This is a genomic window from Xenorhabdus sp. PB62.4, assembly GCF_014467285.1.
Taxonomy (GTDB): domain Bacteria; phylum Pseudomonadota; class Gammaproteobacteria; order Enterobacterales; family Enterobacteriaceae; genus Xenorhabdus.
Genome location: NZ_NKHR01000009.1, coordinates 96,135 through 108,536 on the forward strand (window position 1 = coordinate 96,135; position 12,402 = coordinate 108,536).

The 12,402-nt window shown below is 38.7% G+C and carries 11 protein-coding genes; 8 read left to right on the forward strand and 3 right to left on the reverse strand.

Translation table 11 applies throughout. The features are described from left to right. Window positions 1–66 precede the first annotated feature (66 nt). The gene (locus Xenpb_RS10160) at window positions 67–1,140 is read right to left on the reverse strand and encodes a DUF6528 family protein (protein WP_187654215.1); all 1,074 of its coding nucleotides are present in this window, start codon (window positions 1,138–1,140) and stop codon (window positions 67–69) included. 367 nt (window positions 1,141–1,507) lie between these two features. On the opposite strand from Xenpb_RS10160, the gene Xenpb_RS10165 reads away from it, so the two are divergent. Genes Xenpb_RS10165 through Xenpb_RS10175 form a run of 3 tightly spaced genes read left to right on the forward strand, consistent with a single transcriptional unit; the run spans window position 1,508 to window position 3,956 of the window. Further along, on the forward strand, window positions 1,508–2,329 hold the full coding sequence (locus Xenpb_RS10165) for a DUF3100 domain-containing protein (protein ID WP_187654216.1): 822 nt from the start codon (window positions 1,508–1,510) through the stop codon (window positions 2,327–2,329). Beyond that, window positions 2,326–2,775 carry a hypothetical protein gene (locus Xenpb_RS10170; protein WP_099112848.1) on the forward strand — a complete coding sequence of 150 codons (450 nt, stop codon included), beginning with the start codon at window positions 2,326–2,328 and terminating at the stop codon, window positions 2,773–2,775. Before Xenpb_RS10165 ends, Xenpb_RS10170 begins: the two co-directional genes overlap by 4 nt. After that, on the forward strand, window positions 2,775–3,956 hold the full coding sequence (locus tag Xenpb_RS10175) for a M20 family metallopeptidase (protein ID WP_187654217.1): 1,182 nt from the start codon (window positions 2,775–2,777) through the stop codon (window positions 3,954–3,956). The genes Xenpb_RS10170 and Xenpb_RS10175 overlap by 1 nt, the downstream gene beginning before the upstream one ends. A 68-nt stretch (window positions 3,957–4,024) precedes the next feature. Here Xenpb_RS10175 and Xenpb_RS10180 read toward each other — a convergent pair whose 3' ends face one another. Then, on the reverse strand, window positions 4,025–4,987 hold the full coding sequence (locus tag Xenpb_RS10180; protein ID WP_187654218.1) for a LysR substrate-binding domain-containing protein: 963 nt from the start codon (window positions 4,985–4,987) through the stop codon (window positions 4,025–4,027). A gap of 263 nt (window positions 4,988–5,250) precedes the next feature. After that, complete coding sequence (locus tag Xenpb_RS10185) at window positions 5,251–6,162, reverse strand: hypothetical protein (protein WP_187654219.1); 912 nt, start codon at window positions 6,160–6,162, stop codon at window positions 5,251–5,253. A gap of 487 nt (window positions 6,163–6,649) precedes the next feature. Between Xenpb_RS10185 and treB the strand changes: the two genes are divergently transcribed. From treB to Xenpb_RS10210, 5 genes are all read left to right on the forward strand, one after another. Beyond that, window positions 6,650–8,083: a PTS trehalose transporter subunit IIBC gene (gene treB / locus Xenpb_RS10190; protein WP_187654220.1), complete on the forward strand. Its 1,434-nt coding sequence runs from the start codon at window positions 6,650–6,652 to the stop codon at window positions 8,081–8,083. A 67-nt stretch (window positions 8,084–8,150) separates the two neighbouring features. Further along, window positions 8,151–9,815 (forward strand): alpha,alpha-phosphotrehalase, encoded by a 1,665-nt coding sequence (gene treC, locus Xenpb_RS10195; protein WP_187654221.1) that lies wholly within the window; start codon window positions 8,151–8,153, stop codon window positions 9,813–9,815. 265 nt (window positions 9,816–10,080) lie between these two features. Then, window positions 10,081–11,424: a hypothetical protein gene (locus tag Xenpb_RS10200; RefSeq protein WP_187654222.1), complete on the forward strand. Its 1,344-nt coding sequence runs from the start codon at window positions 10,081–10,083 to the stop codon at window positions 11,422–11,424. 113 nt (window positions 11,425–11,537) lie between these two features. Continuing rightward, window positions 11,538–12,014 (forward strand): hypothetical protein, encoded by a 477-nt coding sequence (locus tag Xenpb_RS10205; RefSeq protein WP_187654223.1) that lies wholly within the window; start codon window positions 11,538–11,540, stop codon window positions 12,012–12,014. Further along, on the forward strand, window positions 12,015–12,341 hold the full coding sequence (locus tag Xenpb_RS10210) for a lysozyme inhibitor LprI family protein (protein WP_187654224.1): 327 nt from the start codon (window positions 12,015–12,017) through the stop codon (window positions 12,339–12,341). Window positions 12,342–12,402 lie beyond the last annotated feature (61 nt).

Sequence of the window (12,402 nt, forward strand, 5' to 3'; positions counted from 1 at the left end):
CAATCGTCACGTATGCTACATACACTTCGGTTTTGAATATAGCCCACATTAAAACGTCTATTGTAATCACAAATCTATCCAATTTTTATCAATCAATCTGGCTTTATAAAAGATCATATTAAGTGAAGAATCAAAATCTATCTTATTTTTGTCTGTTAGATCGAAATCAAGGATGTCATTAATATGGGTTGAATAAATGAGTTTATTTCCATCATACGGATAATTTATTTTATCAGTAAACCATGGCGCTGAGTGAGCAACAACAAAAAAATCATTCACATCAATATTACCCGAAATGGATTTAACCCCACCTTTTTTTAGAATTATTTTTTCTTTTTGGGCTATTAATGCAGCTTCTTTTGATTTTTGACTATCTATTTCATAAAACGGATTAAATTTCTCAAGAGTAATCTTGCCACCCTCTGAATGAGTTAACGTTGATGAATCAAACAAAAAAACTCTCTCTCCTGTTGAGAGAAAAAACAATTGGGAATTATCACCATAGACCGGATACATATCATGGATTCCATCTTCCCAATTCCCGTCTTCGTTACAAATATTATATTCTTTACACCTTAAATAATAATCGCTTATATCATATGTTGTCTCTAATATTAGGCTAGCCTTCCCACCAATAACATAATAATAGTATTCATTAACAGATGTGTATCCACCTGCATAAATTCTGTCATTAATCTGATCATAAACAACAGCATGGGCATAAGTTAAACTAACCCATTGGGTATCATTAAATGGTTGTTTCGTTTTACCTTTTTCATAGAGTAATAAACCAATTCGCCCATTTGAATCAGCGATAACCACATTACCATCAGGCAGTGGACAAGCGGAGTGTATATTATTTCCTGAATAATCAGAAATTTCCTTATAGAATAAAACGTTATTATCGCTTAACCCATATATAACAGCCCCATTTTCTGTTACTGATAGTATGGCTTTTTTTCCAAAATATGTAACAGGTTTTACCTCCGCCAATGCCGTTGTTTCTGACGATTCCCAGATTAAATTCTCCTTTTTGATCATGACGTTTTGACCTGAAAATATAAATTTGAATATTTGTATTTTATTCACTCCCTTGTTACCAACCAAAAGATATTTATCATTGCCAAGTTGTTTATTCATAAATAACCTCGTCAATATAATTTTCCCAGAATAGAAAATTCAAAATAGCATTCAATGCCTTAAGCGCGAACCAAGAGAATTTGCATGTTCAATGACTGAATTCAGCGTGCTGATATACACAGAGAAAAGATAAGCCATCTTCCCCGAAGACTCAAGGAAGTGTCAGAGATTTTAGGCCTGACATACCCAAAAATTAACATTATTCTTAAATAACAATAAGCAAGAACCTCAATAAAATGGCATTATTCCAATTCCTTTATTTCATGCCCCATGAAATAAAGATATGGAATAAAGATGACCATTATCACACCAAATCGTAGTTTCTCACATATAATAATCCCCACGCATAAAAACGCGGAGATAAGGAATGGAAAATAATAGAAAACAAGTCAATATCTTCTTTATCAGTATATTGAGCACCATGTTTTTAATTTTTATTTCTCAATATGTCATTGACAAAAGAGAAATAAAAATCGGCCTTGCCGTTATCCCCATTTTACCGATGTTATTTGCGGTGATTCTCGGCATGATTATTTCAACAGATTTTATTCGTAATAAATTCACATTTTGGGGGAAATTATTTACCAAAAAAGAAGAAGATTTCTGCGGCAAAATGGTCGGTATTGGTCTGTTGGTTTTAGGTACCCAATACGCCGGAATGATCGTACCTAATATAAAAATGATATTGAGTATCGGTATTCCTCTGTTTATTCAGGAAATAGGTAACTTATTGCCAATATTCATTGCTATTCCATTAGCGATAAAGTTTGGTTTTGGTCGTCGTGCCATAGGTGCAGGTTCCTCTATCAGTCGTGAACCTTCCATCGCCGTGATTCAGGGAAAATTTGGGACAGGCTCACCAGAATATATTGGCGTACTGGCGATTTATTTATGTGGTTCTGTGATTGGCACAGTGTGGTTCAGTGTGCTCGGCAGCCTTGCTCCTCTGACCGGTCTGCACCCTATGGCACTGGCAGCCGGTTCTGGTGTAGGCTCCGGTTCCATGCTCAGTGCGGCATCCGGGGCACTGATTCATGGGCTGGATGAAGTGATGGCTCAAAAGGTCTTGAGTGTTGCCGCAGCATCTAATCTGCTATCGTCCGCTTTGGGCGCACTCTCTCTAACATATCTTGGTTTGCCTCTTTCAGAAAAGATTTACAAGATCTTCACTAAAGAGGAAAATACATGAAAAGTATCATCATTGATATGAAGCTGGTTTTCGTAGCTATCCTACTCGCTATGTTTACCCAGACATTAACATCAGGGATCGCCATTCATCACATGTGGGATAGCTTTATCGCCATGTCCCTTGTTGTGTTTCTCTCTCTTGTGGCAAAACACTATTTGCCTTCATCACTGCCAGCATTTGCTTATGCCACGATCATCGGCATTTTGATTTGCCTGCCAGATACAGTGATAAGAACATTTTTCATCCACTCTATTGGTAAAGTTTCGTTCTTGTCCTGCTGTGTTCCTCTATTGGCATTTGCTGGTTTATCTGTCGGCGGACAGTTGGAAGAACTGAAAAAGATGTCCTGGAAAGTCATTGTCATTTTCATGATTGTTTCCACCTGCTGCTTCTTCGGTGCTTCTCTCGTTGCTCAAATTGGATTCAGCATAAAAGGGGTAATCTAGTGAACAAGAATAGATATAACGTAAGTGAAAAATTGTTCGAATTGAACGAATTCAGTAAAAAGACACGGCAATATTTACATAAAATTCCGGAGTTATCCGGCCAGGAATTTAAAACTTCCAGATATTGCCATGATTTAATGAGCGGTTTTGGTTATACCATCAAAACCTATGCAGATTATACTGGCTTTGTTGCTGATTTAATGATTGATCCAACAAAGCCCTTGATTGCATTCCGTGCCGATATGGATGCCCTTGCCATGCCCGATATGACCAACAATGAGCATACTTCGATTCATGAAGGTTGTGCCCATAATTGTGGTCATGATACCCATATGGCTATTGCCCTGACTGCTGCAAATTATTTGTCACAACACAGGAATGAAATGCGAGCCAACGTGCGTTTTATCTTCCAGATGGCAGAAGAAGATATGCACATTCCGGGCGCGGACAAAATGGTCGAACTGGGTTGTATGGAAGGCGTCAATGAAGTGTACGCCCTCCATAATAACGGCGCGCAGGATACCGGACACATCAGTTTCAATGCAGGGGTGATGTCATCATGGGGATCAACATGGACATTGGATGTGCACGGTGTTGCTGCTCACAGTTCAACTCCCCAGAAAGGATTGGATTCCATTCGCGAAACCTGCCGCATCATTGATTATCTGGACTATATCGTTGCCAAGAAAACCGATCCTTTCAGCCCGGCAGTATTCAGTTGTGGCATGATCAAAGGCGGAACCATTCCCAATGCTGTCGCTGATCGCGTTCAAGCTCGCGGGACTATCCGTGCAATGGATAAAGAAACTGACCAAATCCTGAAAAACAGCTTTCAAGAAATTATTGCCAGTAGCGAAGCGGGAGGGTTCAAAACCACTATTGTTTATGACAGCTATCCCGCTGTGGAGAACCACCCACACGCACATCAACGGATTAGGGAAGCTGCTGCCAAATTCCTGCCAGCCGAAAATATCGAATCAAATGGCCTCCCTATGACGGGCAGTGAAGATTTCAGCTATATGATTAATGCTACTAAAGATCGTATTGGTGCAATGTTTTTCCTCGGTAGCGGAAATCAAACGAAAGGAATCAATAACTACATACACTCTAATCCTTATTTTGTTGACGATGATTGCCTACTCGTTGGAGCACAAATCTTTATTAATCTTGTAACGCATTAATAATTTCTCGCGTCCGGTGATATCAACATTAACCGGACGCGATATCATGCTAAAGATATTGGACCGAATCAAAGCGTAGGCAAATTATCCAAAATCATTTGACTGCAATCAATTTGTTGCCCCTGCTCGCAGAGTTGAATTGTGTTTTTATCTAAATGAGGGGCATATAACAAGATAAAATCGTACATATAATTTTTCATATGTACCTGTTGATTCATGCAAACATAAGTGAAGTTCGGCGGGATCAAATGATCCGCATTAATAATATGCAGATCAGCCAGATCATGATCATCCAATGCTGCGGTTGCGATCATGCCGACACCAAGCCCCAACCGAACATAATGCTTGATGATTTCCGTATCCGCCGCAGTCAATGCAATTTTCGGCCTCATCCCACTTTGATGAAATACGATGTCTAAAGTGGAGTGTTCGGTAAAACCAAATACATAAGTAATCAACGGATAACCCACCAGATCTTCAAAAGTAATACATTCCACATTCACCAAAGGGTGGCTTTTAGGCACAATCACACTACGTGCCCAACGGTAACAGGGCAACATCAGTAAATCTGAATAGAAATTCATGGATTCAGTTGCTATCGCAAAATCCACTTCGCCCTGCCTTACCATATCAGCAAGTTGTGCGGGTGTACCCTGATGAAAATGAATTGAAACATTTGGGTACATTATCCGGAATTTCTCCACGACATGCGGTAACTTATAGCGAATCTGGGTATGTGTTGTCGCAATATGTAAATTAACTGCCTGCTCCTCTTCAGCAACCATGCTTTTAATTTTTTCAACCTGACCAAGAATATTGCTGGCTATTTGATGTACCTGTTTACCTATCGGGCTTAATGCCAATAAGTTGTTATTTTTCCTAATAAATAAAGAAACATTTAATTCCTCTTCCAGAAACTTAATTTGCTTACTAATTGTCGGTTGTGAGGTATACAGTTTTTCTGCGGTGCTGGTGATATTAAAGTTATTCTTAACTATCTCGACAAAACTTCTTAATTGATTGATGTTCATGGCTCACACTATCCTGATAGGGAATTTTATAAATCCCCAATGAAACATATCAGGACTAATAAAGCACATATAGTGAGTTGATTTTAATATTTAAGTAAATATTGCGAGCAAGATTGAAATTTAACTTTATTACACTCAAGCAACCATCAGTTTCTTAAGGACCACTGACGGTTGCTTAGTCTCTAAAAAATTTTTCATTATCGAGAATAATTATATTAATTAATTTATACTTTTAATATTAATAAATAAATGAAATCAGTTAATTAACGTCTTAACATTGCTGGCGTTATCATTTCATAATCACCTTCAACAAAACCAACCATCCTTGGCACCCGAACTTCAGGGCGGTATAACGCGTTAACAATCATATTAATCTCATCATCACTGCGCGCTGAAAGAAGTTTTTTTCTATCACTCTCGTTTTCCAATAGCCTTATGTCACGAATAATTGAGTACAACAGTCCATTAATAGAATTTAAAACACCGGAAAAAAGACTTGTACCTCTACGTAGCTTTCTTGCTCTTAGATATTGTTTCGAGTTCTCAGTGATCTTAAGATAATCAAGCAATCTTTTTCTCTCAGCAGGAAATTTGCTCAAGTGGCTACCAGGCTCTATCTGGTCAAATAAAGTCATAGAAGAATATCTTAGTGAGAGATTAAATCCAGAATATCTTATACGATAAAAATAATCTCCAAATCTGCTTTTGATTTTTTTAGGAGTTTGGCCCACCTCAAGAGAAAAGAACACATAATCATTATTCCCCAGATCTTCTATGTCCGTGATAGTTGAATGATTGTCAGAAAATGGAATTTCTTTTTCTTCAAGGCGCAGCCTTGAATAAATATTCAAGTCTCTTTTGAAATTATCTGGTTTGTTTATAAGATTTTTGTCGCTAGCATGAACAATATAGAATTCTTTTGATTTAAAAACTTTTTCAAACTTTAATTCCTCATCTGTAAATTCTCCTAAACTTTGCCTCAAGTCATTTGTAACAGTCCACATATTAGAATGTAAATCCGGGAAACACTTATCGCTAGGTTTCTTGTTAAAATCGTATACCATATCGGAATCTTGGTTTCCCGCTATTGCCTGACTCATTTGGTCAATCGCTCTGTTTGCCCAACGTCGACGAGTAGCCCACCTTAATTTTGACCAAGCATCTTTTTCATTCATATATCACCTCATCATTTCATGCTTCTCCTAACTGAGAACCAAGGCTCTGGTATCATCTTATCAACTGACTGAAAATGAACAATATTAAAGATTCATTTATCACAAATAGAATAATTTCTTTTTCAGCAGAATAAAAACCCATGTATTTTAAAAATCATTAACAATGAAACAATATAATTCCCCTTTGTTTTACACAAAAAATATAAATCCAACACAATGTATAATAAATATCCATTAATTAGCTAAGTAATCAAAATTGTTTCACCTATAATTTTTATAAATATAAAAAATCTTTAATTTCAAATCAGTGGCGTAAAATGTGATCTAAAACTCAAACGAAAAATATTTTCATATTAAAAAGTTTGAAATCTTACTAGGATGAATCAGCTATTATTTCAGTCTATTCACTATCTCATCACGAGAGTAATCATTCTGTTAATCGCAAAATTCCGTTTTTATAACTCCTGCCACACAAAGGAGAAAAGGCATGAAGAAAAAACAAATAAATCAAAAGGATATTGAAAAACTTATTACATTGATTGGAGGAAAAGAAAATATCGCCTCCGTCAGTCATTGTATCACCCGCCTCAGATTTGTTCTCAATGCACCAGAAAATGCCGATGCCAAGGCCATTGAAGAGTTACCAATGGTTAAGGGCTGCTTCACCAATGCCGGTCAATTTCAGGTGGTTATTGGAACAAATGTCGATATTTATTATAAAGCCCTGCTTGAAGCCACCGGGAAACAATCCGTTAATAAAGAAGAGGTTAAGCAAGCTGCTCGCCAAAATATGAAATGGTATGAAAATGCAATTTCACATTTTGCTGAGATCTTCTTCCCATTACTGCCCGCTCTGATAAGCGGTGGTTTAATTCTCGGTTTCCGTAACTTGATCGGCGATATTCCGTTCAGTGAGGGTAAGTCACTCGCTCAGCTCTACCCTACCTGGAAGACTATCTATGACTTCCTTTGGCTAATCGGTGAAGCGATATTCTTCTATCTTCCTGTCGGGATCTGCTGGTCTGCGGTCAAAAAAATGGGCGGAACACCCATCTTAGGGATTATTTTGGGGATTACACTGGTTTCCCCGCAGTTGATGAATGCTTATCTGCTTGGGCAACAAGCTCCCGAAGTCTGGAATTTCGGCTGGTTTACCATTGCTAAAGTCGGTTATCAGGCACAAGTCATTCCTTCCTTATTAGCAGGTTTAACGCTGGGATGGATTGAAATACGGCTGAAAAAATGGGTACCCGACTACCTCTATCTTGTTATTGTCCCTGTCACCTCTCTGTTGCTGGCAGTATTCCTTGCCCATGCCCTGATAGGGCCTGCCGGACGTGCTATCGGCGATGGCGTTGCCTGGGCTGTTAAAGGATTAATGACCGGTAGCTTTGCCCCTATCGGTGCCGCCTTGTTCGGCTTCTTCTACGCCCCGCTGGTTATTACAGGTGTACATCAAACGACTCTGGCAATCGATCTGCAAATGATCCAAAGCACTGGCGGAACACCAATCTGGCCTATTATTGCGCTATCCAATATTGCCCAAGGGTCAGCCGTAGCCGGTATTATTTGGGCAAGCAAGAAACAGAAAGAGCGTGAAGTTTCTGTTCCTGCGGCAATTTCAGCTTATCTGGGGGTCACTGAGCCTGCCATGTACGGTATCAACCTGAAATATCGTTACCCGATGTTCTGCGCAATGATTGGTGCAAGTCTGGCCGGGCTGATTTGTGGCTTCAATCATGTCACCGCCAATGGCATCGGTGTTGGTGGTATACCGGGTATTCTTTCCATCAAACCACAGTTTTGGATGGTCTACCTGATCGCTATGCTTGTCGCTATTGTTGTCCCTTTAGTGCTGACCGTTCTGGCTTATCGCAGAAACGAACGTAAAGCAGCATTATCCAATGAGCTTGCCAATTAACTTAGCAAGCTCATTAAATTAACAGGCCTACTTAATGAGTAGGCATAGTAAATTAGTAGGGATAGTTATGACCGAACAAAAACCGTGGTGGATGGATAGCGTTATCTATCAAATTTATCCAAAGAGTTTTCAAGATAGTACCGGAAGCGGCACAGGAGATATCAACGGGATTACCCGGCGGCTGGATTATCTGCAACGCCTCGGTGTAGAGGCTATCTGGATCACCCCAATTTATCCGTCTCCACAAGTTGATAATGGCTATGATGTTGCCGATTACTGCGCGATTAATCCTGATTATGGCTCGATGGAAGACTTTGACAATTTGGTGCAAAACGCCCATCAACGAGGTATTCGCATCATTTTGGATATGGTTTTCAATCATACTTCAACGCAGCATCCGTGGTTCCAGGCAGCTCAAGATATTAATAGCCCTTATCGCCCGTTTTATATCTGGAAAGACGGCTCCGAAGGCACCTTGCCCAATAACTGGCGGTCTAAATTCGGTGGTAATGCCTGGCAATGGCATGCAGAGAGCCAGCAGTATTACCTCCATCTGTTTGCGGTAGAGCAAGCCGATTTAAATTGGGAACATGAACCTGTTCGCGCTGAGCTGAAAAAAATCTGTGAATTCTGGGCTGATCGTGGTGTAGATGGTTTGCGGCTGGACGTGATTAATCTCGTCTCAAAACAGCAGGATTATCCGAATGATGAGCGTGGAGATGGTCGTCGATTCTATACCGATGGCCCGCGTATCCATGAGTTTATGCAAGAAATGAGCCGTGATGTTTTTCAACCTAAGGGATTGATGACTGTCGGTGAAATGTCCTCCACTGGCCTTGAACACTGCCAGCGCTATAGCTCACTGGATGGAACAGCGCTGTCCATGACGTTTAATTTTCACCATCTGAAAGTTGATTATCCGAATGGAGAGAAATGGACTCGCGCAAAACCCGATTATGTTGAGCTGAAAAAGATTTTCTCAACATGGCAGCAGGGTATGTATCAAAAGGCTTGGAACGCGCTTTTCTGGTGTAATCATGATCAGCCCCGCATTGTTTCCCGGTTTGGAGATGAGCACCAGCACCATAAAACATCCGCCAAAATGTTGGCTATGGTGCTGCACGGTATGCAGGGAACACCTTATATTTATCAGGGTGAAGAGTTGGGCATGACGAACCCACATTTTGCGCATATTGAAGATTATCGGGATATCGAAAGCCTGAATATGTATCAGGAGCGTATTGAGCAAGGCATGCAGCCAGAGGATATATTGGCAATTTTGGCGCAGAAATCCCGTGACAATGGCCGGACTCCCATGCAGTGGAATAACTCAGCAAATGCAGGTTTTACCACCGGCAATCCGTGGATTGCACCATGCAGTAATTACCCGGAAATCAATGCTGAAGCCGCATTGCAGGATAAAGATTCCGTCTTTTATTGCTACCACGATTTGGTTAAATTAAGAAAGCAGCAACCTATCCTGACATATGGTGATTATCTGGATTTACTGCCTGACCATCCCTCACTGTGGTGTTATTTGCGCCGTTGGCAGGAACAAACTCTGCTGGTCATTGCCAATCTCAGTGATGAAACACAATCTTGGTCTCCTGATCTTTCTCTTATTGATAAAGAATGGAAAGTTTTAATCAGTAATTATCATTCTTATTTATCGATATCCCAACAGATATCAATAAAACCTTATGAAGCAATCTATTTAATTTCCACACAATAGCCTTATTTGAATATTGCTATACCTTACAATTTATTGTTTATAATAAACATTAAAATAAAACACCTCACCAAAATAAAGGCGAGGTGTTTTACAACACCTTAAAAAACATTAACTATATTAATGATGAAGATGGGAAATAATAATAAAAACACACTTATAAACTTATTAATAATAAAATACACCTCAAATTCAACTTGATATTCTCTTACTCCTGCTATACTTAAAAATAACATATAAAGTTAATTCCTTACCAGGGGTAACCGTTATGTCTCAAATCATAGATATTATACTCGTCAATAGCACGAATTCCGTTTGGGAAAAGAAATCCAGCACATCTAACTATGTGGATATTTCCAATTTTACAAATTCAATTTCCCCTAAAAGAAATAAAAGATTTTCCATTTCTACCGATGAAAGCAATGGCATAATTAATTGTAGCTTTGATGTGGAATACAAGATATTGAACTCGGAGAATAATACATTCAGAATACGTGGAAACTATAAAAGTGAACTCAATCGATTAGACTTAGAAATCTTTCTGGAAAATTTAGAAACACATAACCATAAAAAAAACTCCACTATTAGTCTTGGTTGGGAAACCGAAGGCGTAAATGAGTGTGTCTTTATTGGTGATGTTGGTAATTATATAGGCCCTGATATAGATACTCAATCGTGGATGCAAGAGTATCGTAATATTTTAGGGGATACGCCAATACAAAATCTTTGTATTACAGGTTCTCATGATGCTGGTATGTATAAAATCACATGGAAAACTGGATTGGCTTCCGAATGCAATACATTAACTCAATCAAATAATATCTTCGAGCAGTTGAAATTAGGTATAAGATACTTTGATATCAGGCCAACACTTAGTGATGGAAGTTTTTACACTGGTCATTTCAATAAAACCATCGTCTGGGAAGGCGCAAATGGTGACAATATTCAATCTATTATTGATCAAATTAATGTATTTACAACAAGACACAATGAATTGATCTTAATAAGACTTGATCATTCTCTCAATCTAGATACAGGTTTCTGGTTTAGTTATATTCCTTTTAAACAAAAAGAGTGGATGAATTTATTCAAAGAGTTGGAAAAAATTAATCACTTATATTACCACGATGGCACAAGTAGCATTCTCGACTTAACATTAAATCAGCTAACGGATAATGGTACTCATTCAGCAGTTTTATTCCTTGTAGAAAACAAAAAGACGAGTGTTAATTTAGGTGGATATCACAATAAAGGTTTTTTCTACCTTAGTGAGTTAAATATGTATCATAAATATTCGAATACAGACAGCTCTTTTCAAATGGGTTCAGATCAGTTTAAAAAAATGAATGACTATGCACCAACTCAATATTTTCAATTATCGTGGATACTAACTCAAAATTTTATACAAATAACTACATGTGCTACCGGTGTCAGCAACAGCATTAGACAATTGGCTGAGAAAGCACATGATACTTTAACTGAGAGTCTTTATCCGCAAATCACTGCAACGAAATATCCTAATATCATTCTTATCGATAATGTGAAAAACAAAGCAGCCACAACTTTAGCCCTAGCCATCAACTGGACAGTACTTTCTTATAATAAAGAGTAAAAAACATATCTGTCAGTATTACTCTTGTTTATAAGTAAATATATATTCATGCGATGGCGTTTCCATTAAAGCTGTGCCATACTTTTTTAGTCTCAAACGGGGAGTATGCTGCTATGTTTTCAAAATACTTAACTTATTTGGGTGCCAGTTGTCTTTTATTATCTGCCTTTGCACAAGCACAATCACCATCCAAGCCATTATCCCTAAACCAGAAAAAATACCTGCAACAACAGATTAATGAACAAACTACAGATAAATCTGCTCTGAAAGATATAGCAAACTGGTCAGAGGCTAAAAAAGTGGCTGAGTTTATTTGTCGCCCTTTTGCTTTGCCCATCATTCAACAGCATCACAAAGACGCCGATAAGGTTTTTCTGGGTGATGTCTCACCCGATAGCATCAAGCTGGAACATTCATCTGAATTGGTTGGTAAAGGTATGTACCGGACAGATGATGGCTGGAAGGATATCCGGTTCTCCTGCAAATTGGATGCAACGGGTAAGGCACACTCATTTAAGTATGAAAATGCTGAGTCTCCCAAATTGCAAACCGGGCCTGGGCCTGTTATCCCCTCCCATAAGGAGCAATAAATGAGGTATCTCTGTTTTATATTACTTATCCTGTCGCCATTAAGTTTCGCTGCCAGTTTTGACTGTGCGAAAGCTAAGGCACCGGATGAAAAGGCGATTTGCTCAAACCCAAAGCTTAATGACTTGGATGTAGAAATGAGCGTAAAGTATCACTTTCTGAAAGGGTTATTTGCCATGGGAGTATCAGGGGATATGTATGATGACCAAACTGCATGGCTAAAGCAGCGCCAAAAATGCAAAGGGGATACAGCCTGTTTACTGCAAAGTTACCACCAGCGGATTAATCAACTTGATACGCTATATGATTCGATAAATAAGCCGTTTTGATAGAAAATATTCAGGAACTCAAGGAGGGATTTTCTTTCCTTGAGTTTTTTATATTAAAAAC

Coding starts and splice junctions, on each gene's coding strand:
- Xenpb_RS10200 (WP_187654222.1), top strand. CDS start 10,081: ATGTCTCAAATCATAGATATTATACTCGTCAATAGCACGAATTCCGTT.
- treB (WP_187654220.1), top strand. CDS start 6,650: ATGAAGAAAAAACAAATAAATCAAAAGGATATTGAAAAACTTATTACA.
- Xenpb_RS10180 (WP_187654218.1), bottom strand. CDS start 4,987: ATGAACATCAATCAATTAAGAAGTTTTGTCGAGATAGTTAAGAATAAC.
- Xenpb_RS10205 (WP_187654223.1), top strand. CDS start 11,538: ATGTTTTCAAAATACTTAACTTATTTGGGTGCCAGTTGTCTTTTATTA.
- Xenpb_RS10185 (WP_187654219.1), bottom strand. CDS start 6,162: ATGAATGAAAAAGATGCTTGGTCAAAATTAAGGTGGGCTACTCGTCGA.
- Xenpb_RS10165 (WP_187654216.1), top strand. CDS start 1,508: ATGGAAAATAATAGAAAACAAGTCAATATCTTCTTTATCAGTATATTG.
- Xenpb_RS10210 (WP_187654224.1), top strand. CDS start 12,015: ATGAGGTATCTCTGTTTTATATTACTTATCCTGTCGCCATTAAGTTTC.
- Xenpb_RS10160 (WP_187654215.1), bottom strand. CDS start 1,140: ATGAATAAACAACTTGGCAATGATAAATATCTTTTGGTTGGTAACAAG.
- Xenpb_RS10170 (WP_099112848.1), top strand. CDS start 2,326: ATGAAAAGTATCATCATTGATATGAAGCTGGTTTTCGTAGCTATCCTA.
- treC (WP_187654221.1), top strand. CDS start 8,151: ATGACCGAACAAAAACCGTGGTGGATGGATAGCGTTATCTATCAAATT.